Below are 24,903 nucleotides of genomic sequence, written 5' to 3'. Positions count from 1 at the left end.
AACTCTTACCATTCCCGCATCAGATAGGCATCGACCCGCTCCCCCGCCGCAAATCCCTCGTCGCTCGCGGGAATGAGCAGCCATGCATCCGCACGGGCAATGGAGTGGAGCGGCCATTCCCCCACGGCGAGCGGCATCCACCCACGCTGTTCCCTCGCCAGCAAAGCGATCTCCGCGATGCCGACACTGGAGGCAATTTTTTGCGCCAGCGGCAGGCTCACCTGCCGGCGCGGCCGGCGCGCCGACAGTCGGTCGATGAGCGGAAGAACGAGCGCGAGCCACGCTGCCAGCGCATGATCCGGCGAGCCCGGCAAGGCGACGACGGGAACCTTTCCAAGCTTCGCGACGGCGGCAGTCCGCCCGGGCTGGAGCGCAACACCGTGGGCGATCACATGACCGCGCTGGGCCAGCGCCGTGACGGCCGCGTCGGCGCGGCCAACGCCGCTGCCCCCGACGGTGAGGATCAGATCGCAAGAAGACATATCGAGCGCCGCGGCAATCGACCCCGCATCCCGCGCCGCGGCCTCGGACGTCTGCACATCCAGTCCCGCAGCGCGTGCGATCCCGGCGATCATGAGCATCGTTGCCGTTGCGCCGGGCACGTTGACGATGCGCAGCCGGGGCCGGCGCACGAAGAGCTTGTCCAGACCGGCCATGCGCGCGAGCAGCAGATCGGCTGCGCCGACCGGAAGGCCCTCGGCGCCGGCCGGCATGCGCTCCGCGATGTCGCCGCCGGCACGCCTGACGCCCTGCCCCGGCACGCCCTCCGCCAGCACCTGCACGAGCGGCCCCGATGCATCGATTGCGTCGGCATCGAGCACACAATCGCAGCCATCGGGCATCGCGTTACCGGCCTCGACCCACAAGGGTGCCTGTGTCAAAGCCAGCGGCGAATAGGAGGATGCGCCGACGAGATCGTTGGCGCGCAACGCCCAGCCGTCCGCGGCGGCAATGTCGTGCGGCGGATAGGCCGCCAGCAGCGAATGGCCCGCTGCGATGCAGCCGATTGTTTCTGTCAGCGGCAACTCTACCGGTGCAAGCGGCTCGAGCCCGCTCAGCAACGCGGCGAGCGCGGCGTCGAGCGATGTCAGCGATGGCGGCAGGCGCTGGGTCATGCGCCATGGTGGACCACGCATCGCCCGGTTTGGCAACCGCCGGCGATGTAGGCCTCAGCCGCCCGACCTGTCCGCATTGGGAAAGAACAATTGCTGCCCGTCGACCTTGTAGCCGGCGATCGCCGTCTGCCCCTCGGGCGATGTCAGCCAGTCGATGAAGCTCTGCGCGAGATCCTTCTTCACGTCCGGAAATTTCTCGGGGTTCACCAGCATCACGCCGTACTGATTGAGCAGCCGCCGGTCACCTTCGACGACGATGTCGAGATCGCCGCGATCCTTGAACGCGATCCAGCTGCCGCGATCCGACAGCACGTAGCCATTCGCGGCGCGCGCGGCATCGAGGGCCGAGGCCATGCCCTGCCCCACCTCGCGGTACCAGGCGCCCTTGGCGGCGGCGACGTCGATGCCGGCGACGATCCACAGCGCCAGCTCCGCGGCGTGGGTGCCCGAGCGATCGGCGCGCGTCACGAACGGGGCGCCTTTGGCCTCGATCGCCTTCAGCGCCGTCGCGATGTCCTTGCCCTTGACGCCGGCGGGATCGCTCTTCGGCCCGATCAGCACATAGTCGGTGTACATGACGTCGAAACGCTTCACGCCAAACCCGTCGGCGACGAATTTCTCCTCCTGGGGCCGCGCATGCATCAGCACGACATCGGCCTCGCCCCGTCGCGGCCCGTCGAGCACCGCGTCGGCGCGCCGCGCGATCACGGTCACCTCGATGCCGGTCTTGTCACGAAAGATCGGCAGCAGATAGTCGAGCAGGCCCGACTCCTGCGTCGCGGTGGTCGTGGCGAGGACGATGCTGCGGTCCTCCGCAGACGAGGCCGCGACGCCGCCGGCGATGCCGCAGAGGAGCGCGAAGACGACGAACAAGCGGCCCATGGTCAGGTTCCTATCTATGACCCGATCATGATGACGGCCGATTGCGCCGCACTCGTGACGCGCCTGCTTTTTGCGCACATCATCCGGGAAATAACGGCAACGTTGCGAGGCATCCTGCACACCGCGCGAGCGATTCAAGATCGTTCACCAAAGCCGGGATCGCGCGCCGGGATGTGTTGCAAAGCGGCGAGATGATCAGGCATGGTCCCGCGGACGGGAATTGAAATGCAGAATTCCGACTGCGTCGAACGTCAAAAAGAAGCAAGAATTTGCATAGGAATGCAGGATGGAATTCCTGACGACCAGCGAAGCCGCCGACTATCTTCGGCTCGGCGAACGCAAGCTCTACGAACTCGTCACCACCGGCGCGATCCCCTGCACCAAGGTGACCGGAAAGTGGCTCTTCCCGCGCCACGAACTCGATCTCTGGGTCCTCTCGGGCCTCGCGCGTCCGGCCGGCATGCTGATCGCGGAGCCGCCGCCGGTCGTGGGCGGCAGCCAGGACGAACTGCTGGATTGGGCCTTGCGCGAATCCGGATCGGGCTTGGGATCGATGAGCGAGGGCAGCGTGCGCGGGCTGGAGCGCCTGCAGCGCAACGAGGTGATGGCGGCAGCGATACACTTCCACCGCCTTGATGCGTCCGACGATCTCACCGGGGATGCCAGTGTCGAAGCGCTGCGCGCCGCGCCGGATTTGCATGATGCGGTGCTGGTCGCATTCGCGCGCCGCGAACAGGGCCTCGTGCTGCCGCAGGGCAATCCCAGGCATCTGCACGGCCTGACGGACGTGCTCGCGCTCGGCGCCCGGATGGCGATGCGTCAGCAGGGCACGGGCGCGCAGATGCTGCTCGACCTGCTCCTGAAGCGCGCCGGCGCCTCGACGCGGGATTTGCGCCGGGTCGAGACGTCGGCCCTAACCGGACCCGATCTCGCCGAACTGGTCCGCGCCGGCCAGGCCGATTGCGGCATCGCCACGCGCGCCGCCGCGCGTTCGGCCGGCCTGGATTTCGTGCCGCTGGTCTGGGAGAATTTCGACCTCGCGATGCGGCAGCGCAGCTATTTCCGCCCGGCCATGCGGGCCCTGAGCGGATTCCTCAACGAACGGCGGCTGCGCCAGCGCGCCGAGGAGCTGACCGGCTACGATCCCTCCCCCGCAGGACAGATCCGCTTCGCAGCCTGACATTGACGCACGCCCCCAAATAGTTGCAAAAGAAACCAATTCAGCCGGGGGCACACCCGGGGCAACAACGGCCAACGTGCCGGATCAGGGGAGGACAAGCGTGAATCCAATCAGATTTGGACTGCCGGTCGCGGTCGCCTTGACGGCGGCGCTGCTGTCCGGCGCGGCGTCGGCGCAGCTTTCCGACGACATCGTCAAGATCGGCGTGCTCACCGACATGAACGGCCCGGCCTCCGCGCCGACCGGCCAGGGTTCGGTGACGGCGGCGCAGATGGCGATCGACGATTTCGGCGGCAAGGTGCTCGGCAAGCCGATCAGCATCGTGGTCGGCGACCACCAGCTCAAGGCCGACATCGGCGCCTCGCTCGCGCGGCGCTGGTACGACGTGGAGCAGGTCGACCTGATCGTCGACGTGCCGGTCTCGGCGGTCGGGCTCGCGGTGCAGAACATCGCCAACGAGAAGAAGCGGCTGTTCATCACCCACTCCACCGGAACCGCCGACTTCCACGGCAAGTTCTGCTCGCCTTACGCCATGCAGTGGGTGTTCGACACCCGAGCGCTCGCGGTCGGTACTGCGGATGCCGTGGTCAAGCGCGGCGGCGACAGCTGGTTCTTCATCACCGACGACTACGCCTTCGGCCATTCGCTGGAGCGCGACGCCTCCGCCGTCGTCACCGCCAATGGCGGCAAGGTGCTGGGCTCGGTGAAGCCGCCGCTGGCAACGCCGGATCTCTCCTCCTTCGTGCTGCAGGCGCAGGCGTCCAAGGCCAAGATCATCGGCATTGCGGCAGGTCCGCCCAACAACATGAACGAGATCAAGACCGGCTCGGAGTTCGGCGTGTTCAAGGGCGGCCAGCAGATGGCGGCGCTGCTGGCGCTGATCACCGACATCCACGGCCTCGGCCTGCAGGCGGCGCAAGGCCTCCTGCTGACCACCTCGTTCTACTGGGACATGGACGACAAGACCCGCGAATGGTCGAAGCGCTATTTCGCCAAGCTGAACAAGATGCCGTCGATGTGGCAGGCCGGCGTCTACTCCTCCGTGATGCACTATCTCAACGCCATCAAGGAAGCCGGCACCGACGATCCGCTCAAGGTCGCCGCCAAGATGCGGGAGAAGCCGATCGAGGATTTCTTCGCCCGCAACGGCAAGCTGCGCGAGGACAATCTGATGGTGCACGACCTCTGGCTGGTGCAGGTGAAGACGCCGGAGGAGAGCAAATATCCGTGGGACTATTACAAGATCCTCACGACCATCTCCGGCGACAAGGCGTTCGGGCCGCCGGACCCGGCGTGTGCGATGGTGAAGAAGTGATCATGTAGCCGCGCTGACGGTGCACCCTCTCCCCTTGCGGGAGAGGGTGGCTGTGCGAAGCGCAGCCGGGTGAGGGGTTCTCTCCGCGAGTCGAACTCTCAATTTGTACGCGCGGAGAGAACCCCTCATCCGGCGCTTCGCGCCAACTTCTCCCACAAGGGGAGAAGGAAGAAAGCGCGTTCTACTTCACCACGCCGATCTCGCGAAAATATTTCATGACGCCCGGATGGATCAGCTCCGGCCTCGGCGCTGCCGCGACCGTGTTCGAGGCCGTGGTCTCGCAGGCCTGGGCGAGCTTCTTGCAGAAAACCGCTTCGACACCGTGCAGCGTCTTCGCGAGGCGATAGGCGACATCGTCAGGCAGATCCTCGCGGGTCAGCACGAAGCTCCAGGATCCCAGCGAGGCGATCGGCGCGTCCTGCTTCGGGTAGCTGTACGCGGGCACCAGGAGCGGTTTCAGGAACGCATGCTTGGCGCGGATGCGCGTCATCTCTTCGGCGCTGGGGGCAATGAAGCGCGCGCCTGACGCGCTCGATGCGACCGCTGCAAAACCGGGCCAGCCGATGCCGGCGCCCCACAGCGCGGCGACGCGGCCGTCCTCGACCATCGCGGGGCCGTCGCCGGCGCGGTCGAGATAGACCGCCTTGAAGTCTTCGTCCTGCTTGAGGCCGAGCCCATCCAGCACGTAGCGCGCCAGGATCGGCAGGCCCGAGCCTTTGGCGCCGAATGCGACGGGCTGTCCCACGAGATCGCGGATCGTCTTGTAAGGACTGTCCGCGCGCACCACGAACATGCCGGGGTTGGAATAGATCGCCGTCAGTATCTTCAGCCGCACGGGCGCGCGGCCGATGCCGGCAAAGGCCTCATAGGCCGGCTCGCCCGCGACCAGCGCGAGATCGAGCTCGCCCTTCTCCAGCAGCGGAATGTTCTCGCTGCTGCCCTTGGTGTTGCGGGGCGCGATGGCGATCTGCGGATCGGCCGCGTTCATCACCTCCGCAAAGGCGTTGCCATAGAGCGGGAAGCCGCCGCCCGGCGTAGCAGTGCCAAGACTAATCGTCGTCGTCGAAATGGCGGTGCCTCCGGTTTGAGCGGCAGCGGGGCCTGCGAGCAGCACGGCTGCGAGAAGGGTGGTCGCGAATCTCATGGTCATTCCCGGCGGGCCTGCGTCAACACCGACTTGCGGCGAAGTAGGCAGCGGCCCGGATTTGTGAAAGCATGCCCCTCAACGACAATAGAACAATGGGAGGCGTCATGTTGCGAATTTTGCGTCAAGGTGTTTTCGGGCTCGCGGTTCTCTCAGCTCTTTTCAGCGCCACGCCTCCCGCGTCCGCCGCCTATCCCGAACGCCCCGTGCACTGGATGATCGGCTTCGCCGCCGGCGGCCCCGTCGACATCGTGGCGCGGATCATGGCGCAGGCGCTGTCGGACAAGCTCGGCCAGCAATTCATCGTCGAGAACAAGGCGGGCTCAGGCGGGAACATCGCCGCCGCAGCCGCGATCAACGCAGCCCCCGACGGCTACACGCTGCTGTTCGTCGCGCCGAACAATGCGATCTCGACCTCGCTCTACAAGAAGCTGCCGTTCGACTTCATCCGCGACACCGTGCCGGTGGCGAGCATCATGCAGCTCACCAACATGCTGGTGGTCTCCAACGCGTTCCCGCCGAAGACGGTCCAGGAGTTCATCGACTACTGCAAGGCCAACCCCGGCAAGATCTCCTATGCCTCCTCCGGCAACGGCACCTCGGTGCACATGTCGGCCGAGCTGTTCAAGGCGATGACCAAGTGCGACATGATCCACGTGCCCTATCGCGGATCGGCGATCGCCTTCCCCGACATCATCTCCAACAAGGTGCAGCTGATCTTCGACAATCTGCCCTCCGCGCTGGAGCAGGCCAAGGGCGGCAATGTCCGCGCGCTGGGCGTGACCTCGCCGCAGCGCTGGCCGAGCGTGCCCGACGTGCCCGCGATCGCCGAGACCGTGCCGGGCTTCGAATCGGTCGGCTTCTACGGCATCTCCGCGCCGAAGGGCACGCCGAGCGAAGTGGTCGAGACCCTCAACAAGGCCGTCGGCGACGTGCTGAAGGACCCGAAGGTGGTCGCGCGCCTCACTGAAGTCGGCGGCATCCCCAAGCCGATGACACCGGCCGAGTTCGGCAAGCTGGTCGCTGATGAGACCGAGAAGTGGCGCAAGGTGGTGGAGTTCGCCGGGGTCTCGGTGGACTAGCGCGGCTCGGCCCCAAGGCGGTTACGGCATCGGAGGGGGCGGCTGGTCCCCCTCCACACCCCAAAAGTCGCAAAACAACCCCATGCACAGTAGAAGGCCCCAATAAATTCAATGGGTTACCGGCAGCAAAAAGCGGCCCGCTGCAGGGACGATTTGCGCCGTCGGGCAAAACAGGAGTATGCAGGCATTTCTGCAAAATTCGGTTATCCGAAACTCACTCGCGAGGCCGCACCGACGTTTCCCGCCCGCCCGAGCCAGCATTGCACCCCCGCCCCCATCCCTGTAAACGAACCGCGCACCGTTGCCGGCCGCGCGTTCCCGCGAGCCGCTCGCGGCGGGGCCTGTAGCTCAATGGTTAGAGCCGGCCGCTCATAACGGTCTGGTTGCAGGTTCGAGTCCTGCCGGGCCCACCAATGATTCGTGCCTGAAATCAATCTACGCCGAGTGCGTAGCTACCCTCACTCGAGAGCTCAAATCCTCTTGTACGCAACATGCGCTGTCGCAAACGGAATGCCGGCGCGCCCGGCGCTGCCGCGCACGATGCAGGCGTGGTCATCGATCGCGTAGAACCAGTCATCGAAGTTCAGCTTGAACGACTTGCCATCGCCTTGGGGCGTGTCGCGCGTGTACTTCCAGTGAAAGGCGCATCCGGCCTGCTCGCCGGTGGCTTCGCCTTCCAGGCGATTCTCGTGGCCGGTGTACCGGCCTTCGCCGACCTTGTGAATCGTCCAGCGCAGCGTGTCGCTATGGCCGTCATCGAAGGTGTAGGTCTCGGTCAGGACGACGGTGTCGGTGTCCGCGTCCAACTCGCCATGAGCCCTGATCGTCGCTCGCTTCAAAAGCCCGCCGACAAGGCTTTCAACCACCACCCATCCTTCCAAGCGACCCACGAAGAAACGCTCCGGGAGGAATACCGGCGTGGTGCCAGCGAACGCATCTATGGCCATGGCTTTTCCTCCGAGTTGGATGACGACATAAGCCGCCGCTCGGCACCGGGTTCCTCTGGATGGAAATCCCGCCTAGTCCGCTGGGCGCCTGCAATTTGCAGATTCCTCCGTCCATCCTTCGCATTCTCCACAGCCCCAGGGAACACGTGGACAAGCCCGGCCCTGCCGTTTGGGAATCCCTGACCCGTGCTAAGCGCCGGGAACAAGCCGGGGCGGGGCGGATTCGTCCCAGCAAGGAGCGATCTCGATGCTGATGACGAAGGACAGGCGGCCGGCGATCCGCACGCTGCGTGGATGGGCGCTCAACGTGCTGCAGGAGGCCGGCGCGATCCACGAATGCGAGGAGCACGGCTGGGCCAAGGACCGGGCCGATCCGCATGCGCTCGCACACGCCATTGACCTTGCCCGCGAGGCGCCGCCGCCCGGCGTCGCGCCGGACGACGCAATCGCGGAACTGCGCGACGTCCTAGACTCGGTGGGAGATACCTGCCCGGAGTGCCGGGACGAAGATTGCTGACGCGGTATCGATCGCTGTATCCGGTGTCCACATGGACAAAACGTTCATCCTGACAGCGGAGTTGGACCCTGCCAGCTTCGATTGGCTGGACGGGCTGCGCCGCGCGCATTTCCCGCCGGCGCGCAACTTGCTGCCGGCGCATCTCACGCTGTTTCATCGCCTCTCGCCGGCGCAGACCGACAGGCTGGGCGATCTCGCCTTGCCCGATGCGCCACTACCCATGCTGTGCGACGGCGTTCGCCTGCTCGGCTTCGGTGTCGCCATCGAGATCGCCTGCCCTGAACTCGCGCGATTGCGGACGGCGCTGCAGGCCGCCATGGGCGGCGAGTTGTCCCGGCAGGACAGCCAGGGCTGGCGGCCGCATGTCACCATCCAGAACAAGGTTACGGCCGCAGCAGCACGCGGTCTTTACGACGAGCTTCGCGCCGGGTTCGTGCCGCGCGCGGGTGCCGTTGGCGGGCTGCTGGTCTGGGAGTACCTGAACGGTCCGTGGAGACTGGACCGCCGGCTTCCATTCGACGGCTAGGCTCTGCGCCGCTGCACCTCGGCATACCATGCGGCGTAGGGCGTGTTCTTCGCCATGTGCCGGTTGAGATCGGGAGCGCCGTCCGGCCACCAGACCGGGCCGCGCTCGCCGAGGGCGCGCTTCGCGTCGTCGACAGCGCGATGGGCCGCCGCTTCGGACCCGGCATCGGCCGCCGCCTTGGCGTCGCGGACGGCTCGCCGCGCCGTCATCAGGCGCTTGACCAGCTCCGACGTCTCCCGCTCGCCCAGATGCGGATTGGCCATCCGCCACAGGCGTCCGCGGACGACGAAGTATCGCCCGTCCGGCGTCACCGGATGTTTCATGCCGATTTGCGCCGCGCCCCCGAGGCCTGCTTCTTCGCGGACGTCTCCTTGGCCGCCTTCTTGCCGGCGATCGGCATCAGCATCTCCTTCTGGCCGGCCGCGGCCTTCTTCGGCTTCCTGGCCGGCTTGTCCGGCTTCGCGGGCGCGGCCTCCGTCCCGGCTGACTTCCCAGCTGCCTTGCCGACGCTCCGGCGCAGCGCCTCCATGAGGTCGACCACGTTCTCGCCCTTCGGCCGGTCCTTTGGCCGGATGACCTTGCCGGCGCGTTTCTCGTTGATCAGCTCGATCAGCGCGGTCTCGTAATGGTCCTCGAACTTCTCGGGCGTGAAGCGTCCGGCCTTCTGGTTGACGATGTGCCGGGCGAGATCGAGCATGTCCTTGGTGACCTTGACGTCCTGGATCTCGTCGAAATAGTCCTGCTCGCTGCGCACCTCGTAGGGGTAACGCAACAGGGTGCCGACGAGGCCCTTGTCCATCGGCTCCAGCGCGATGATGTGCTCGCGGTTGGTCAGCACCACGCGCCCGATCGCAACCTTGTCCATCTCGCGGATGGTCTCGCGGATCACGGCGAAGGCGTCGTGGCCGACCTTGCCGTCGGGCCGGATGTAATAGGGGCGGATCAGGTAACGCGGGTCGATGTCGGACCTTGCGACGAACTCGTCGATCTCGATGGTGCGCGTGGACTCCAGCGCGATCTCCTCGAGCTCTTCCTTGGAGACCTCGATGTACTGGCCCTTCTCGAGCTCGTAGCCCTTGACGATGTCCTCGTTCGGCACCTCGTCGCCGGTGTCCGCATCGACCTTCACGTATTTGATGCGGTGGCCGGTCTGCCGGTTGAGCTGGTTGAACGAGATCTTCTCGCTCTCGGATGTGGCCGGAAAGAGCGCCACCGGACAGGTGACGAGGGACAGTCTCAGGAAGCCTTTCCAATTGGCGCGGGGGGCCATTTACGCAGAACTCCGGTTCGAGGCGGCACGGATTCAAGACGGACGGAGGCCCGGGGTTCCGACATGGCTTGTGGAGAAAACAGCAGCGCAAGTGTAGGACTTCATGTCGCATCGCTCCGCCGAGCCCCCGCACGGCCGCCGTCTGGCGGCAGGAGACCTCCATGACCAATGAAAAAGGCCCGAACATCAAGAAGAAGCAGAAATGCAAGAACTGCGAAGGCAAGGGCCTGCTCAAGAAGGGCGACAAGGTGGTGAAGTGCCAGCGCTGCAAGGGCACGGGCGAGCGATGAGGCGTTGGTCTGCCGGCGGCCCCTTTGCCCCCCATGCGGCGATCCTCCGATAGGAGGAGGCCAGGCACCGCCGACATGCTATCCTGCGCCGGAAGCAGTCACGGAGAGAACCCATGCCCACCAGCGTCAAGCAAATGATCGAAGCCGCCAACGCGGCGGTCCCCAAGATCACGTCGGACGAGGCGGCCCAGATGATCAAGAACGGCGACACGCTCGTCGTCGACGTGCGCGATGCGCCCGAGGTCGCGGCCAGCGGCAAGATCGCGGGCGCCGTGCACGTCTCGCGGGGGATGCTGGAGTTTCGCGCGGATCCGGAATTGCCCTCCCACGACAAGGCGTTCGACCGGAGCAAGACCGTCATTCTCTACTGCGCGTCCGGCGGCCGGTCGGCGCTGGCCGGCAAGCTGCTGAAGGATCTGGGCTACGAGAAGGTCTACAATCTCGGCGGCTTCAAGGACTGGACCGGGGCGGTCGAGAAATAGCCCGGCCCGGCCGCCGCGCAGCCGCTCGCGCCTGTGGCGCATCCTGTCGGGACGCCGGCAGGCGGCGGGCCCCCCTGGGTGAGGTCCTTTCCTTCCCGCGGGGGGCATTCGCATACCGGCCTGGCGGCTTCGACCGGGACTTATCTTGGAGGCAGCTCTTGGAGGCAACTTTTGGAGGCAACGATCTGCCGTGATGCGAGTTGTTCCCTGGTGCGAGGACCACAGCGAGGCGCGCCATGACCAAGCCCACCGCCAAGGATACCGGACTGACACCTGACGACTTCCCGATCGAAGCCGACAAGACCAAGCTCCGGACCCACAAGGGCGAGCCGGTGGCCTCCGCGGAGTCGGAAGAGATCGCGGACGAGCTGGCCGACCGGTTGAACGAGCAAGCTCACCGGGAGGAGCAGGACCGCTGGTCGGCGTGACCCGAGATGCGAGCGGGGCAAGCTGCCGTGGCGCGTCGCTGATCGTCCAGCCTCGCTTGTAAGACAATTACCGGCGCACCGGGACAGATCGCAAACGAATGCGGAGCCGCCGACGCGCGCCCCCGCCCTACTCGATCGACGTCGTCTGCCGCCGCCTCAGCTCGGACGGGCTGTGGCCGAACTTCCTGCGAAACACCGTGCTGAAATGCGATGAGCTGCTGAAGCCCAGCCGATAGGCGATCTCGGTCACCGACAGCGCGCGCAGCTCGGGGCGCATCAGCGCGTCGTAGCAGCGCTGCAGGCGGCGGTTCAGAATCCATTCCGACACCGACATCTCGGTCGAGCGAAACAGATAATGCAGGTGCCGGAGCGAGACGCCGTTGCTCCGGGCGATCTTCTCCAGCGACAGATCCGGATCGGTCAGGTGCTCCTCAATCCAGGCCTTGACGGAGCGCAGGCGCGCGTTGCGGGCGGTGGCGTCTTCCGAGAATTCGTCCTTGTCGCCCATGTCCAGCGCGAGCGCCAGCACGTCCATCAACTCGTGACCGAGCCGGCCTCGCGCCGCCTCCTCCAGGTGTGATGCTTCCGCGGCGAGCAGCGTGCAGAATTCGGCGGCGATGCGCCCGAGCCCCCGCCCCGTCGCGATCGTTGCCGCGGACGGCATCTTGCCTTCGGCGAAGCGCGACGAAAACTCCTTGCGCGGAATCTCCAGATACAACGAGCGGAATTGGTTCGAGCACTCCAGATCGTAAGCGTCGGAGGCCGAAAAGATCGCGCCGATGCCCGGGCTGGTCACCAGCGTCTGGCCGGCCTGAAGCACGTCCATGTTGCCCTGCTGCAGAAACTGGACGTAGTAACAATCCTTGTCGAGCTTTGCGATGTGTCGCTCGCGCCGCGAGATCCGCTGCTCCGACAGGAAGACGTCGCTCATCGTGACCGGGCCAAATTGCGCCTCGCGGATAAAGCCCTGATAGTCGGCCGGCTTCACCGCGTTCACGTCGACATGAACGTAGTGGTCGCAGATCGCATCCTGCCAGGCGGCAAAGCGCTTGGCGGGGTCCAGCTCCTCGGTCGTAAACACGAGATCCATCGGCGGCCCGTCACGTCGGGACATATCTGTGCGGCGCACAAAAATTGCCGACCGATTTTAGGTTGCTGTCAGCTTCACGCAAGACTCTTTGCGCGCCTGCGCAAAAGGTTTGCGCGTTGACGCAAGTCAGGATGGGCGCTCTCGCCTATCAAGCGCAAAACAAAACTTGGGACGGGGGGAGGCAAGCGCGCGCCGAGACGGCGATCCCGCACGCGCGATGCCGAGCCCGGGGAAGGCGACGATGAAGCGCGTTCGGGTCAGCCAGCAGGAGATCGTGTTCGCGGTCTTCGCGGCACTCTTCCTGACCTTCTCGGTTTTCCTCAACGGCTTTCTCTCCGCCGACAACATGCTGACATTGCTGCAGAACGTGGCGGTGCTCGGCATCCTGGGCCTGGCCATGGCGATCGTCGTGATCGGCCGCGGCATCGATTTGTCGCTGATCGCGGCACTCGCGGTCCCCGGCGGCCTCGTGCTGCAGATGGTGCAGAACGGCCATTCGCTGCCGGCCTCGCTGCTCGCCGCCGGCCTGCTGGCCATCGCGGTCGGCCTCGTCAACGGCTGGCTGATCGCCTACGCTGAAGTGCCGCCACTGTTCGCGACGCTGGCGACCGGCCTGTTCGTCGCCGGTCTCGGCCAGGCCGCCCTCTTCCAGCTCGACGTCGTGCAATGGAGCGACGGCATGGCCGGCTTCGAGCGGCTCGGCCAGGGCAGCATCCTCGGCATTCCCACCTCGATCGTGATGTTCGCGATCGCCTGCGTCGTGGTCTTCGTGCTGCTGCGCCAGACGCGCTGGGGCGCCTACATCTATGCGATCGGCGACAACCCTTTCGCGGCGCGCGTCACCGGCATCCCGTCGCGGCCGATCATCGTGCTGCAATACGTCCTCGCCGCGCTGATCGGCTGCTTTGCCGGCCTCGTGCTGGCGGCGTCCGTCAACTCCATGCCGACGCGCATCTTCAACTCGACGCTGATCTACGACGTCATCCTCGTCGTCGTGCTCGGCGGCATCGGCCTGTCGGGCGGGCGCGGCGGGGTCGTCAACGTCATCATCGGCACGCTGCTGATCGGCACGATGCTGAACGGAATGACGATCCTCAACATCCCCTATGCCGGCCAGAATCTTATCAAGGGCCTCGTGCTCCTGATCGCCGTCATCACCGACACCCTGCTCAATCCACGAAATGAAGAAACGGCCCAACAGGGCGACATCTGATCTGCCTGAAGAAACGCATATCCAACAAGGAGGAAGACAATGGCCAGCGTTCATAAGTTCGCGCTTGGAAGCATCGCCGCACTGGCGCTTTCAGCCGTCGCGGCTCCGGCCCTCGCCCAGCAGGGCCTCGACGAACCGTTCCAGAAGCCGTTCCGGGAAGCGCTGGCCGGCAAGACCGTCGCCTACGTGCCGGTCGCGATGAACTTCGACCTGACGGAAGGCTGGTACGCCGGGCTCAAGAAGGAGCTCGAGCCGTACGGCGTCAAGTTCGTGATCCGCGATCCCAACTGGAATACCAATGCCGGCGCGCAAGCCGTCACCTCGCTGATCTCGGAGAAGCCGGCGGTGATGGTGATCCACAATCCCGACGTGCAGACCTACGCCAAGCTACTGCAGCGCGCCGAGAACGAAGGCATCTACGTCATCCAGATCAACATGGGCTCGGCCTATCGCAGCTCGGCCTTCGTCGGCGCCAACTGGATCGAGATCGGCGAGCGGCAGACCGAGGGCGTGGTGAAGGCCTGCCAGGGCAAGTCGAACAAGATCGCCATCATCCAGGGCGCGCTGTCGGCGGCAGCCAGCGCCTACACGCTCAAGGGCGTCGAGAACGTCCTCGCCAAGCATCCTGAAATCAAGGTCGTCTCCAGCCAGGCCGCCGATTGGGATGCCGCCAAGGCCAAGGCGATCACCCAGACGGTGCTGAAGCAGAACCCGGATCTCTGCGGCATCGTCGGCTTCTGGGACGGCATGGACATCGGCACCGCCGCCGCGATCAAGGAAGCCGGGCTGACCGGCAAGGTGTTCCTCGCGACCTCCGGCGGCGGCGAGCGCAAGGGCGCCTGCGAGCTCGTCAAGAACGGCTCGTTCGATCTCGACATGAGCTACGACGTGCCGACGCAGGCCGCCCAGATGGCCGGCACCATCAAATGGCTGCTGTCGTCGGGCGTCAAGGCGGGCTCGGTCAAGGGCTCGGAATACACCACGCTGATTCCGATCACCAAGGAGAATGCCGACAACCAGATGACCTGCTGGAATCTCTCCGATCTCAAGAAGTGATTGTCGCATGACTGCGCGTCCCGGGCTTCCCCGGGGCGCGCGCCACTTTATCTGATGAAAATTCCTGGGAAGGCCGATGCGCGAGACACCGACGCGGCTCCGATACCGCTACTGGCCGGACCATCTCCTCGGCGAGATCCTGTCCAAACGATGGACCGAAACCGCCATCCCGGTGATCCTGCTGCTGATCATCGGCTTCGCACTCAGCCGCTCGCTCGAGCATTTCCTCTCGCCGGCGAGCCTCGCCGACACCGCGCGGCAGGCCGGCGAGATCGGCTTCATCGGTCTCGGCATGGCGCTGGTCGTCATCGTCGGCGGCATCGATCTCTCGGTGGGGTCGATCTTCGCCCTGACGGATTTCTGCGCGCTCTATCTGCTCGACGTGCTGAACTGGCCGGTCCCCGCCGTGGTGGTGGCCACCATGATCGTCGGCGGGCTGCTCGGCGCTGTGAACGGCGTGCTGATCGGATATCTCAGGCTGCGCGCCTTCATCACCACGCTGATCACGCTGATCATCTACCGCTCGGCCTATGAGCTCCTGATCCAGCGCTATTCCAACGCCATCGCGTCGGCCTTCCCGGACATTCCGTCCTGGGACTTCATCGGCGGCGGCAGCGTGTTCGGCATCCCCAGCGTCGCGCTGGTCTACATCGTCATCGCGATCTTCGGTCACGTCTTCCTGACGCGGCTGCGGCCGGGCTGGCACATCACCGCGATCGGCGGCTCGCGACGCTCGGCCTATAATTCCGGCATTCCGGTTCGCCGCACCATCGCGCTCTGCTACGTCGCGAGCGGCGTGCTGACCAGCATAGGCGCGCTGTTCTTCGCGGCAAGGCTCGGCACGGTCGGCGGCGATATCGGCGTCGGCCTGGAGGTGATCGTGCTGACGGCCACCGTGCTCGGCGGCATTACGCTCGGCGGCGGCAAGGGCTCGGTGGTCAAGTCCATGGTCGGCGTGCTCATTGTCCTCCTCGTAACCAACGGGCTGACCGCCATGAACGCGCGCGGCGGCGTCAACCGCATGGCGCTGGCGACGATCCTGCTGGCGGCGGCAATGGTCGACATCCGCTGGCAGAAGAACCGCACCCGCATCATCAGCAAGGTCTATGTCGCCCCGACCTACCACGCGTTGCCGCCTCCGCCGCCAACCGAAATCGGCAGCGGCGGTCCGTTCGAGCAGAACGACAAGCTGCGCGACGTCACGCTGATCGGGCTCGGCCGGATCGAGGCACCCGAGGACGTCATCCTCGATCGCAACGACGTGCTCTATGCCGGATCCCGTCACGGCGACATCATCCGATTCTTCCCGCCGGATTACGAGCGGATGGAGGTGTTCGCCCATATCGGCGGCCAGCCGCTCGGCATGGCGTTCGACAAGCAGGACAATCTCTACGTCTGCATCGGCGGCATGGGCCTCTATCGCATCACGCCCGACGGCACCGTCGAGAAAGCCACCGACGAGACCAACCGCAGCCTGTATTCCGTGAACGACGACAGCCGCCTGCGGCTCGCCGACGATCTGGACATCACCGACGACGGCCTCATCTTCTTTTCCGAGGCCACGGTGCGCTACGAGATGGACGAGTGGCCGGTGGACGGACTGGAGGCGCGCGGCAACGGCCGCATCATCTGCTACGACACCAAGACCGGCACCACCCATACCGCGCTGCGCGGCCTCAAATTCCCGAACGGCGTCGCGGTCGCCAGCGACGGGCAATCGATCCTGTTTGCGGAGACGTTCGGCTGCTCGATCAAGCGCTACTGGTTCGCCGGCCCGAAGAAGGGTGACGTCGAGATCGTCATGGACAATCTGCCGGGCTACCCCGACAACATCAACCTCGCCTCGGACGGCAATTACTGGCTGGCGCTGGTCGGCATGCGCAGCCCGTCGCTGGATCTCGCCTGGAAGATGCCGGGCTTCCGGAAGCGCATGGCCAAGCGCGTGCCGGTCGACGAATGGCTGTTCCCGAACATCAACACCGGCTGCGTGGTCAAGTTCAACGAGCAGGGTAAGATCCTGGAATCGTTCTGGGACCTCAAGGGGCTCAACCATCCCATGATCACATCGATGCGCGAGCATCGCGGCTATCTCTATCTCGGCGGCATCGCCAACAACCGGATCGGCCGCTTCAAGCTCGACAATGCCGATCCCGACTTCGTGCAGTACGACAAGCGCTGGGGGAAGCCGTCGTGATCGCCGCGATCAGTGAATTCGCCAACCGTTTCCTCGGCCGGGGCGAGGCAGCCATCACCGTCCCGTCATTCGACGGAGCGCTGAAGCCAAACCAGGCGCTCGAGCAGGCGGAGATCCTGCTCGCATGCGACGCGCCGGAGGATCTCGCTGCGGACGGCAATTCGCTGCTCATTGCCGACGGCCCCCGGCTGAGACGCTTGACCGGAGACTCGACAACGACGGTTCGAACCTTCGAGCGGCCGATCTCCGCACTGGCGTCCTTGCCGGGTGGTGGTCTCGCCGTCGCGCTCGGCGGCACCGAGGTCCGGCTTTACGACAACGCCGCGACCGAGACGGCCAGCGCCGCCTTCATGCAAGGGCTGCACGCTGTCAATGCGCTGGCTCCCGCCAGCGACGGGACGTTGATCGCAACCGATGGATCGTCGTTGCACGATGTCGGCGACTGGGCGAGCGATCTGATGGAGCTCGGCAGGACCGGCCGGGTGCTGCGGCTCGATCCTAAGTCCGGCGCGATCACGCAGCTTGCCGGCGGACTGGGCTACGCGTTCGGTGCCATCGCGAACAACGACGCCGTGCTCGTCAGCGAGAGCTGGCGGCATCGCCTGGTTTCGATCGCGCCGGACGGACGCCGCAAGGACCTGCTCCGCCACCTCCCCGTCTATCCGTCGCGGCTTTCGCCGGCGCGCGGCGGCGGCTTCTGGCTCACCGCCTTCACCGCACGCACGCAGCTGGTCGAATTCGTGCTGCGCGAGCCGGCCTATCGCCGCCGCATGATCGCGGAGATCGACCCGGAATTCTGGGTCGCGCCGCGCCTGCGCTCCGGCAATTCCTTCAAGGAGCCGCTGCAGGGCGCCCACATCAAGACCATGGGCGTGATGAAGCCTTGGGCGCCGCCGCGGTCATACGGCCTCGTCATCCGGCTCGGAGCCGACGGCTTGCCCCGCTATTCGCTCCACAGCCGGGCCGATGGCGTCAACCACGGCATCGTCGCCGCCGTCGAAGTCGGCGACCACCTCGTCATGATCGCAAAGGGCGCCGGCCGCGTCATCAGGCTGCCGCTGGCAACCCTCGGCGAGGAGGCCCGCGCATGAACGACCTCGTCCTGTCGCTATCGAAGGCGACCAAGCTCTACGCCGGCGTGCCTGCCATCGAAGGCGTCGATTTCGACCTGCGGCGCGGCGAAATCCACGCCCTGGTCGGCGAAAACGGCGCGGGGAAATCCACGCTGACCAAGGTGATGGCCGGCGTCGTGACGCTGACCTCCGGCGCCATGACGGTCGACGGGGCCGACGTCACCCTGAAGACCCCGCTGGAGGCGCGCAATCTCGGCATTGCCATGGTGTTCCAGGAGAACAGCCTGGTGCCGACGATGACGGTGGCGCAGAACCTGTTTCTCGGCCAGGAGAAGTTCTACAACCGCCTGCGCGGCATCTACATCGCGGCCCAGCAATTCCTGCAATCGCTCAACTTCGACGTAACGCCCACCGCGACGGTCGGCGGCCTCGGCGCCGCCAAGAAGCAGATGGTCGAGATCGCCCGCGCCGTCCTGCACAAGGCCAAGGTGATCATCTTCGACGAGCCGACGGCCACGCTGACGCCGGAGGAGAAGAAATACTTCTTCGACCTGGTCAAGGACCTGAAGAAGCGCGGGGTCTCCATCATCTTCATCTCGCACGCGCTCGAAGAGGCGTTATTGCTCGCGGACCGCATCACGGTGCTGCGTGACGGCAAGCACGTCGTGACCGACGACGCTTCCCGCTTCGACCGGGCGCGCATCGTCCAGGCGATGGTGGGGCGGGACCTTTCGAACACGCTCTACGGCGCGCGCAAGACGCAGGTGCGGCCCTCGGGCAAGCGGGTGCTGACGGTGCAGAACCTGAAGATGGCGCCGATGGTGAAGAACAATTCGCTGTCGGTGTTTGCAGGCCAGATCACCGGCGTCTTCGGTCTCGTCGGCGCCGGGCGCACCGAGACCTTCAAGATCGTCGCAGGCGTCATGAAGCGCGACTTCTTCCACGGCGGCGAGGTGATCCTCGGCGATAAGCCGGTCCGCTACCGCGTGCCGGCGCCGGCGGTGCAGGCCGGCATCGCCTACGTCACCGAAGACCGCAAGGTCGAAGGATTTTTCGAGACCGCATCCATTGCGCGCAATATCTATCTCGGCCTGCTCGCCAAGTTTCCCAAAGGACGCACCTGGCTGTCACGACGTGAAAGCACCGCGGCCGGGAAGTCCTGGATCGAGCGGCTCAAGGTGCGCGCCATCGGCGACGAGGCCAAGGTCGTCGAATTGTCCGGCGGCAACCAGCAGAAGGTCGTCATCGCCAAATCGCTAATCCAGGATCCGGAGCTGATCATCTTCGACGAGCCGACGCGGGGTGTGGACGTCGGAGCCATCGTCGAGATTCACGAGTTGATCAATTCGCTGGCCGACAAGGGCAAGGCGGTGGTGGTGATCTCCTCCTATTTGCCCGAGATCATGGCGCTCTCAGACCGAATCCTGGTGTGCAGGCAGGGCAAGGTGGTCGAGGAGTTTTCCGCGCTGGAGGCGACGGAGGAAGCCATCATGTACGCGGCGATCCACTGACGGCTACACGCCCGCCACATCGCCGCGCAATCGACGAATCAATCAGGCGGAACGCGGCATGGAGACGGGCTGCGCGCTCCGCTCACCGAGCAGCTTGCGGGTCGTGCTGTTGACGAAGTGCAGCGACATGCAGGCCGGGCACCTCACGGACAGGTAGCTGTCCGCGGGCTCGAAATTCTCGGGCCCCTCGTCATCGATCCGATGCTGGACGTTCATGCCGGTGTGCGGGCAGGTGAAGAGAATCTGGCGCTGCATGTTCGTATTCATGCGCCTGAACCGCGGCCGGCGAAATTGCGGATGATTCCTTAGGGGCCTTCCCTGTGTTTGAGATGGGTCAATGCGGGCGATCTGCCCGCGCCTATGCTTTGCGTGACATCGGGCGCGTTCCCGCCCCCGGTGCCGAACGAAGCGGAGCCCGGACTCCTAGGCACTCCGGGCACCGCTTCGCAACGGCGACCGACCGCGACCTCCGAGCGGATAGGCGGCGATCCCTTCAATCCTCAACCCGAAATAGCCGCCAGCGCTCCGGCACGCCCCTGAGCTGATGCACGCCGTGATCCCTGAAGCGGATCTCCGACTGCGCCATCAGTTCCTTGACCGCGCTCGAGACCAGGACCTCGCCGGCGCGCGCCTTGGCGGCGACGCGCGTGCCGATGTGAAACGCGAGACCGACCATCTCGCCCCCGCTCACACTGTATTCGCCGGCATGAAGGCCCACCCTGATCTCGAGCCCGAGCGTCCGCACGGCCTTCTGGATCGCAGTCGCGCAGCGCACGCCGGAAGCCGGCGCCTTGAATGTCGCCAGCACGCCGTCGCCGGTCGTCACCACTTCCTTGCCGCGCGTGTTCTTCAGCTCCTTCCGCACAGCCGCATAATAGTGGCCCATGACCTTGGTCCAACGCGCGTCGCCGAGCTTCGCCGCCTGTTCGGTGGAGCGGACGATATCGACGATCAGGATGGTGGCGAGCGCCTGCTTGAGCTCGGCGCTCTGCTCGGCGGATCGACGCCGCAGCGTGATCGGTCCGGCCAGCGGTTCGTAGCGATGGCTGCGGCGCCGGGCGATGGCGGCTTTGGCATAGTCCTGCGCGCGCTGCGGCGTGCGGCAGCGAACTGTCTTCTGCTGCGGCAGTCGCGTCCAGTAGACTCTTCGCCCATCGCCGGCGCCCTGCACCTCCACGGCGCCCCACTTCAGGAACACCGCTGAACCAATCCGCCGAACGCACCACGCCTTCGACGTATAGCCGGATACGTTGGACTGAAGGACTCCGATGCGCAGGAATTTGGGCATGAACGTGCGGCCGATCGCGGGACCGTTTAAGCTACTTGTGGTAAAGCGTAGTGGCACATGCGCGCGTTGGCAATACGATCGGCCGCGGAGCAGTCCCGGCAGCGGATCAGGCTGCGCTTGACGACTGCGGCCCGACCGGCAAATCTTGCTACGCTGCTGGCGCGGCCCAATCCCGGTGGGATCGATTGTCCGGGCTGCTCATTTGAAACCGACGCATTCGAAGCCAATCCATTTGAGACCCATGCAAGATGAAAAACCAGATTCGACGTGCTCTTGGAGGCGCCCTGTTGTCAGCCGGGCTTGCACTTGCCGCCGTGCCTGATATGGCGCATGCGCAGTCGGGCAGCGCCGGTGGCAGCATCGGCAATGACGAAAAGTCGCTGTCCGGATCGCGCCAGACGCCTCGTGCCGCCGAGCCCGCAAAGCCCGCACGGCGCAGCGCGCCCGCCGAGGAAGCGCCGGGTCGCGCGCCGCAACGGAGCGGCGGAGGCGGCAGTTATGACGGAGCCTGGGTCTTGACCAGCGTCGGCCAAACCTGCGCCGGCTCCACCGACACGGTGGTCATCACCAGCGGCACGATGGTGGGGCAATACGGCACCGGGCGCGTCAGTCCGAATGGCGGCGTGTCGGGAACGGGAGCTGCGGGAGGTTTGAGCTGGACAATGTCCGGCCGGTTTTCGGGCCGCAGCGGGTCCGGCACGTTCAGGCGGTCCGACGGATGCGTCGGAAGCTGGACCGGATCGAAACAGTGAGAGGACGCCTGCGATCACAGAAGGATCGCGAGCTCATAGATCAGGACGGCTCCGCCGAGACAGCGACGCCATGGATTCACGCCGCGAAAGATCTCGTCGAGTGCCCAGACCACGAGCCCGCCTCTGAAAACGATGTCCAGGACCGTGGCGGAGGTGCCTGGCCAAGGCCAGATCCAGCGAAGGACGCCGGCCACGATGACGACCCAGAGCACGAGATTGGGCGCCTGGGCGATGGTGATCTCGCCGGTTTTTCGGTTTCGAAAGAACCATTGCAGGATCCGAGACATGATCGCCCCTGGCACCTCGAACAAAGGCGCCGTTGCCGGCGCCCCTGTTCGCTTTGACTGTTTTACCGGACGCGTTGCGTCTGGCGTTGCGGTGCGTAGGCTCTCATCGGATTGATGCCGCAGCCCTGGTTGGTGCCGCTCGCAGTCGCCATGCACTGTCGATAGCTGGAGAACTGACAATTGCCGGGGTAGCCGGACTGGCGTCCCTGCAGGCAGTAGCTGTCTTGCACGAGCTCTCTTGCGGACGCGGCAGAGTAGGCTCCGCCGATCGTGAGTGCGGCAACGGCGGCAAGGGCCGCGATGGACAAATGACGATGCATGCGATGACTCCGGATCATGGTGCCGCATTCTGCGACACCCATGCAGAGATACGTTTCCGATCAGCAAAAGAACTCAAGCCCGGCGGTTAAATCGCGGACATGTTCGCCGTCTGTGCGAGGCACGCAAACTGCAGGCAAAAAAGGCCCCGCAATCTGCGGAGCCCTCGATTTGCATTGTAACGACCGACTTACTTCATATTGCCGGGGGCCACCTTGGTGCCGCCCTGGTCGCTGCCCGGACCGGAACCGCCCTGGCCGGACGCGTCGGGCTGCATGCCGCCCTTGGCCATGCCGTTTGTACCGGTGTTCATGCCGGTCGTGCCCTTGTGCATCGAACCCTTCTCGGTGTTGTGCATGCCCGGCTTCTGCATGTTGTCGGACTGCGGAGCGGGACCGGTGTTCTGGGCGAAAGCAGAGCCGCACATCAGAGCGAGAGCGGCGGACGCGATGATCATCTTCTTCATGGAAAACTCCTGGTTCGTGTGTGCGGGCCAACGTCGCGCGAAGTGGCCTCGTTCCTAATGCGATCACGCAGCACGCGAAACATTCTCGGGCGCGGTTTGAAACTTTCGGCCCTTCGAGCCGTATCTCACCGTGGCCGACCACATGACAGGAATTTAAGGTGGCCAGTCGGAAATCCGGATGTGCGTCCAACGTATCTCTTATGTCGGCACGCGAACCTCCTCACGCGCGAAGCCGACCGGCGGTCCCACCGGACGAAATTCGTCGCGCCCACGATGGGGCCGCCGTCTTCGCGAATAGGAACCGGAGCATCGGCCGCACATTGGTCCGCGCCGGGGTCCCCATAACGCCGGCACTTTGGCGGCTCCGGCTCCAGCCCACCCCTGCGGAGTCCGGAGTCGCTTCAAGGAACCAGCACGATGGATGAAAGTCTGCGGATCGTCTTCGCGATCGGCGCCACCGCCGCCGTCGCCGCGGGGGCGTTCTTCGCCATCCGGTTCTTCGCTGCGTTCACCTAGGCGTGACTGAGATCGCGATCCGCCTCACCCGTGATAGGCAAACAGCTCGATCGGATCGCTGAAGCCGCGCACCTCGTGTTCACCGACATGCTCCAGCTCGAATTGCGGTTCGACAAGTTCGGCGAACGCGCGCGACAGCAGCACGGTGCGTCCCAATTGCTTGGTAAGCGCTTCGAGGCGGGAGGCCATGTTGACGGCCGGACCGATCACGGTGAAGTCGAGCCGGCTGGATGATCCGATATTGCCGTACATGACATCGCCGACGTGGACGCCGATGCCGTAATTCAGCGGGGCGCGCCCCGTGCCATTGTTGCGCGCGTTCAGCGCGGTCATGGCCTGACGCGCCTCGGTCACGGCACGAAGCAGATTGGCGCAGGCGTCGGGCTGATCAAGCGGGAAGATCGCGAGCAAGCCGTCGCCGATGAATTTGAGGATCTCGCCGCCGTGCTTCGCGATCGGCTCGGACATCGCGTCGAAATAATCGTTGAGCAGATCGATGACGTCGTCGCGCGGCCAGTTGTCGGAGATCCTCGTGAAATCGCGCAGGTCGCAGATCATGATGGCGGCGCGCACCGTGGTGCCGGTACCGCGCCGCGTGGCGCCGGCCAGGATCAGCTCGCTGGCATGCGAACCGACATACGTCTCCAGCAGCGTTCGCGCGAGGCGGTTCTTGATGCGGATCTCGCTGACCAGCGCCAACACCGGCAGCACGCGCTTCAGCGCAGCGATATGCGAATCGTCGAAACCGCCGGGGCGGTCGGTCGCGAAAGTGATGAGATGACGCTTGCCGAGCGTGTGGTAGAGCGGCCAGGCGACATAGTCGGTCAGGCCCTTCGCCCGCATCTCGTCATAGAGCGCGTGCTTGCGGCCGAGTGCGACGTCGCGTTCGAGATTCTCACGGAGTTCGGTTGCACCGTTCTGAATTTCGTTGGCGGGACTGCCGATGTATTCGGAGCGCTCGCGCACGTCGAAATCGACCAGCGCGGTTTCCGCCTCCCGCATGCCATCGGACCACATGAAGCGGGCCCCCAGCCACTGAGGGTGATGGATCAGGACGTGAAACGTCGACCGCTTCAGCGGAATGCCGACCTGCTGCAAACGAATGCACATCTCGGCAAAAATGTTGTCGATAAAGCGCTCGTCGCGCGTGCCGTTGGTCAGCCAGTCGACGACACCGTCGGACATGGTGGTGGGATTGATGCTTGTCGGCACGTTGATGTCCTGGGCTTCGACGGTCTGCATAGCAGCAGATATCGTGTTCCGCCCCCAAATCGTCAACCTGGCCGATTGCCCGGATTGTGCGCAGCCGCCGGGCGTTCTAGCCGACCAGTCGGATCGATCCCAGCACGACAAGGCCCGAAACGAGAGTGAGGGTCGATGCCTCGGCGAGTTCGACCTTCAGCGTGTTTTTGTGCGAAATCGCAAAATCCTCGCTTCCGAGACGGACGCGGCAGACGCCGACCGCCGCGTAGACCAGATGCGTGCCGGCGGGAAGCTGCCGCTCGCCGGGCTCCTTCAGCGCCACAAGCGCGATCTCTGCCGCACCGCGCCGGGCCATCAAGTTCACGACCTCGACCGGACCCGCCTCGAGCGCGGTCACGATCTCCATCTCGCCGGTGAAGCGCACCGTCGTGAAAGGTTCACGCTCGTCGAATTCCTGCGTCGGCGACCTCAGCACCAGCCCGCGCCCGCCGACGACCATCTGCAGGCGGTCGATGCCCGGCATGTGCGAGAACGGCCCGGGCGCCACGATCGGCGTCGAGGCAAAGCGCCACAGCAGGCTGTCCCAATCCTTTGCCGCCACACCGGCGCGCCAGGCGCCCGCGATATCAGTAAAAACGCCGCCGCCGTTCTTCCAGGGCGAGCGGGTGTAGTTCTCAGTCTTCAGCAGCGTGGTTTTCATGGCCACTTGGATAGCATTCACACGCGGCCGTGCGAAGCCTCCGTAGCCCGATCAGACT

At 65.3% G+C, this 24,903-nt stretch carries 28 protein-coding genes and 1 tRNA gene; 15 read left to right on the top strand and 14 right to left on the bottom strand.

The features are described from left to right. Positions 1–5: 5 nt before the first annotated feature. Together JQ580_RS26285 and JQ580_RS26280 are read right to left on the bottom strand one after the other, a co-directional pair. Positions 6–1,115: a molybdopterin-binding protein gene (locus JQ580_RS26285; protein ID WP_212283094.1), complete on the bottom strand. Its 1,110-nt coding sequence runs from the start codon at positions 1,113–1,115 to the stop codon at positions 6–8. Positions 1,116–1,169: 54 nt separating this feature from the next. Next, positions 1,170–1,997 carry an ABC transporter substrate-binding protein gene (locus JQ580_RS26280; RefSeq protein ID WP_212283093.1) on the bottom strand — a complete coding sequence of 276 codons (828 nt, stop codon included), beginning with the start codon at positions 1,995–1,997 and terminating at the stop codon, positions 1,170–1,172. 286 nt (positions 1,998–2,283) lie between these two features. On the opposite strand from JQ580_RS26280, the gene JQ580_RS26275 reads away from it, so the two are divergent. Together JQ580_RS26275 and JQ580_RS26270 are read left to right on the top strand one after the other, a co-directional pair. Then, positions 2,284–3,177, top strand: a complete 894-nt coding sequence (locus JQ580_RS26275; RefSeq protein WP_212283092.1) for a helix-turn-helix transcriptional regulator — start codon at positions 2,284–2,286, stop codon at positions 3,175–3,177. 100 nt (positions 3,178–3,277) lie between these two features. Next, on the top strand, positions 3,278–4,492 hold the full coding sequence (locus JQ580_RS26270) for an ABC transporter substrate-binding protein (protein WP_212283091.1): 1,215 nt from the start codon (positions 3,278–3,280) through the stop codon (positions 4,490–4,492). Positions 4,493–4,673: 181 nt separating this feature from the next. Here the strand turns inward: JQ580_RS26270 and JQ580_RS26265 are convergent, their stop codons facing one another. Further along, positions 4,674–5,636 (bottom strand): TAXI family TRAP transporter solute-binding subunit, encoded by a 963-nt coding sequence (locus JQ580_RS26265; RefSeq protein ID WP_212283090.1) that lies wholly within the window; start codon positions 5,634–5,636, stop codon positions 4,674–4,676. A gap of 107 nt (positions 5,637–5,743) precedes the next feature. On the opposite strand from JQ580_RS26265, the gene JQ580_RS26260 reads away from it, so the two are divergent. Together JQ580_RS26260 and JQ580_RS26255 are read left to right on the top strand one after the other, a co-directional pair. Continuing rightward, positions 5,744–6,718 carry a Bug family tripartite tricarboxylate transporter substrate binding protein gene (locus tag JQ580_RS26260; RefSeq protein ID WP_212283089.1) on the top strand — a complete coding sequence of 325 codons (975 nt, stop codon included), beginning with the start codon at positions 5,744–5,746 and terminating at the stop codon, positions 6,716–6,718. Positions 6,719–7,055: 337 nt separating this feature from the next. Continuing rightward, a tRNA-Ile gene (locus JQ580_RS26255) sits at positions 7,056–7,131 on the top strand. Positions 7,132–7,188: 57 nt separating this feature from the next. Here JQ580_RS26255 and JQ580_RS26250 read toward each other — a convergent pair. Beyond that, a complete protein-coding gene (locus tag JQ580_RS26250) occupies positions 7,189–7,665 on the bottom strand; it encodes a DUF3833 family protein (RefSeq protein ID WP_212283088.1) in 477 nt (158 codons plus the stop codon). 247 nt (positions 7,666–7,912) lie between these two features. Here JQ580_RS26250 and JQ580_RS26245 point away from each other — a divergent pair, with 247 nt between their 5' ends. Together JQ580_RS26245 and JQ580_RS26240 are read left to right on the top strand one after the other, a co-directional pair. Further along, positions 7,913–8,182 (top strand): hypothetical protein, encoded by a 270-nt coding sequence (locus JQ580_RS26245; protein ID WP_212283087.1) that lies wholly within the window; start codon positions 7,913–7,915, stop codon positions 8,180–8,182. A 31-nt stretch (positions 8,183–8,213) separates the two neighbouring features. Next, on the top strand, positions 8,214–8,708 hold the full coding sequence (locus JQ580_RS26240; RefSeq protein ID WP_212283086.1) for a 2'-5' RNA ligase family protein: 495 nt from the start codon (positions 8,214–8,216) through the stop codon (positions 8,706–8,708). Here the strand turns inward: JQ580_RS26240 and JQ580_RS26235 are convergent. Together JQ580_RS26235 and ku are read right to left on the bottom strand one after the other, a co-directional pair. Next, complete coding sequence (locus tag JQ580_RS26235) at positions 8,705–9,031, bottom strand: hypothetical protein (protein ID WP_212283085.1); 327 nt, start codon at positions 9,029–9,031, stop codon at positions 8,705–8,707. The two genes, JQ580_RS26240 and JQ580_RS26235, sit on opposite strands and share 4 nt — an antisense overlap. Next, positions 9,028–9,978, bottom strand: coding sequence for a non-homologous end joining protein Ku (gene ku / locus JQ580_RS26230; protein ID WP_212283084.1), 951 nt, complete (start codon positions 9,976–9,978; stop codon positions 9,028–9,030). Before ku ends, JQ580_RS26235 begins: the two co-directional genes overlap by 4 nt. A 161-nt stretch (positions 9,979–10,139) precedes the next feature. Here ku and JQ580_RS34135 point away from each other — a divergent pair, with 161 nt between their 5' ends. The 3 genes from JQ580_RS34135 (at position 10,140) to JQ580_RS26220 (ending at position 11,178) form a co-directional block, all read left to right on the top strand. Then, entirely contained in the window at positions 10,140–10,268 is a 129-nt protein-coding gene (locus JQ580_RS34135) for a hypothetical protein (protein WP_274542492.1), read from the top strand. 113 nt (positions 10,269–10,381) lie between these two features. After that, positions 10,382–10,750, top strand: coding sequence for a rhodanese-like domain-containing protein (locus tag JQ580_RS26225; protein WP_212283083.1), 369 nt, complete (start codon positions 10,382–10,384; stop codon positions 10,748–10,750). Positions 10,751–10,986: 236 nt separating this feature from the next. Beyond that, positions 10,987–11,178 (top strand): hypothetical protein, encoded by a 192-nt coding sequence (locus JQ580_RS26220; protein ID WP_212283082.1) that lies wholly within the window; start codon positions 10,987–10,989, stop codon positions 11,176–11,178. 127 nt (positions 11,179–11,305) lie between these two features. On the opposite strand, the gene JQ580_RS26215 is transcribed toward JQ580_RS26220, so the two are convergent. Then, complete coding sequence (locus JQ580_RS26215; RefSeq protein WP_212283081.1) at positions 11,306–12,268, bottom strand: helix-turn-helix domain-containing protein; 963 nt, start codon at positions 12,266–12,268, stop codon at positions 11,306–11,308. Positions 12,269–12,509: 241 nt separating this feature from the next. Here JQ580_RS26215 and JQ580_RS26210 point away from each other — a divergent pair, with 241 nt between their 5' ends. From JQ580_RS26210 to JQ580_RS26190, 5 genes are all read left to right on the top strand, one after another. Continuing rightward, positions 12,510–13,481 carry an ABC transporter permease gene (locus JQ580_RS26210; RefSeq protein WP_212283080.1) on the top strand — a complete coding sequence of 324 codons (972 nt, stop codon included), beginning with the start codon at positions 12,510–12,512 and terminating at the stop codon, positions 13,479–13,481. A 39-nt stretch (positions 13,482–13,520) separates the two neighbouring features. Then, positions 13,521–14,537, top strand: a complete 1,017-nt coding sequence (locus tag JQ580_RS26205; protein WP_212283079.1) for a sugar ABC transporter substrate-binding protein — start codon at positions 13,521–13,523, stop codon at positions 14,535–14,537. A gap of 76 nt (positions 14,538–14,613) precedes the next feature. Next, a complete protein-coding gene (locus tag JQ580_RS26200; protein WP_212283078.1) occupies positions 14,614–16,731 on the top strand; it encodes an ABC transporter permease in 2,118 nt (705 codons plus the stop codon). After that, positions 16,728–17,822: a hypothetical protein gene (locus tag JQ580_RS26195; RefSeq protein ID WP_212283077.1), complete on the top strand. Its 1,095-nt coding sequence runs from the start codon at positions 16,728–16,730 to the stop codon at positions 17,820–17,822. The genes JQ580_RS26200 and JQ580_RS26195 overlap by 4 nt, the downstream gene beginning before the upstream one ends. Beyond that, positions 17,819–19,315 carry a sugar ABC transporter ATP-binding protein gene (locus JQ580_RS26190; protein WP_212283076.1) on the top strand — a complete coding sequence of 499 codons (1,497 nt, stop codon included), beginning with the start codon at positions 17,819–17,821 and terminating at the stop codon, positions 19,313–19,315. Before JQ580_RS26195 ends, JQ580_RS26190 begins: the two co-directional genes overlap by 4 nt. 42 nt (positions 19,316–19,357) lie before the next feature. On the opposite strand, the gene JQ580_RS26185 is transcribed toward JQ580_RS26190, so the two are convergent. Beyond that, positions 19,358–19,570 carry a hypothetical protein gene (locus JQ580_RS26185; RefSeq protein WP_212283075.1) on the bottom strand — a complete coding sequence of 71 codons (213 nt, stop codon included), beginning with the start codon at positions 19,568–19,570 and terminating at the stop codon, positions 19,358–19,360. Between the two features lie 238 nt (positions 19,571–19,808). After that, positions 19,809–20,603, bottom strand: coding sequence for an adenylate/guanylate cyclase domain-containing protein (locus JQ580_RS26180; RefSeq protein ID WP_212283074.1), 795 nt, complete (start codon positions 20,601–20,603; stop codon positions 19,809–19,811). A gap of 248 nt (positions 20,604–20,851) precedes the next feature. On the opposite strand from JQ580_RS26180, the gene JQ580_RS26175 reads away from it, so the two are divergent. Continuing rightward, entirely contained in the window at positions 20,852–21,355 is a 504-nt protein-coding gene (locus JQ580_RS26175) for a hypothetical protein (RefSeq protein WP_212283073.1), read from the top strand. 14 nt (positions 21,356–21,369) lie between these two features. On the opposite strand, the gene JQ580_RS26170 is transcribed toward JQ580_RS26175, so the two are convergent. The 5 genes from JQ580_RS26170 to JQ580_RS26150 all read right to left on the bottom strand — a co-directional run bounded on the left by JQ580_RS26170 (position 21,370) and on the right by JQ580_RS26150 (position 24,845). Then, a complete protein-coding gene (locus tag JQ580_RS26170; protein ID WP_212283072.1) occupies positions 21,370–21,642 on the bottom strand; it encodes a hypothetical protein in 273 nt (90 codons plus the stop codon). A 62-nt stretch (positions 21,643–21,704) separates the two neighbouring features. Then, positions 21,705–21,962, bottom strand: coding sequence for a DUF3551 domain-containing protein (locus tag JQ580_RS26165; RefSeq protein ID WP_212283071.1), 258 nt, complete (start codon positions 21,960–21,962; stop codon positions 21,705–21,707). A gap of 188 nt (positions 21,963–22,150) precedes the next feature. After that, positions 22,151–22,426, bottom strand: a complete 276-nt coding sequence (locus tag JQ580_RS26160) for a hypothetical protein (RefSeq protein ID WP_212283070.1) — start codon at positions 22,424–22,426, stop codon at positions 22,151–22,153. Positions 22,427–22,966: 540 nt separating this feature from the next. Further along, positions 22,967–24,184 carry an adenylate/guanylate cyclase domain-containing protein gene (locus JQ580_RS26155; RefSeq protein WP_249134439.1) on the bottom strand — a complete coding sequence of 406 codons (1,218 nt, stop codon included), beginning with the start codon at positions 24,182–24,184 and terminating at the stop codon, positions 22,967–22,969. A 76-nt stretch (positions 24,185–24,260) separates the two neighbouring features. Beyond that, positions 24,261–24,845, bottom strand: coding sequence for a HutD/Ves family protein (locus tag JQ580_RS26150; RefSeq protein ID WP_212283069.1), 585 nt, complete (start codon positions 24,843–24,845; stop codon positions 24,261–24,263). Positions 24,846–24,903: the final 58 nt, after the last annotated feature.

Origin of the sequence: Bradyrhizobium sp. SZCCT0148, assembly GCF_018129985.1 — a bacterium.
In the GTDB taxonomy this organism is placed as follows: domain Bacteria; phylum Pseudomonadota; class Alphaproteobacteria; order Rhizobiales; family Xanthobacteraceae; genus Bradyrhizobium; species Bradyrhizobium japonicum_H.
The sequence above is the reverse complement of the archived record's forward strand: the minus strand, read 5'-3'. Positions and strand labels throughout refer to the sequence as shown.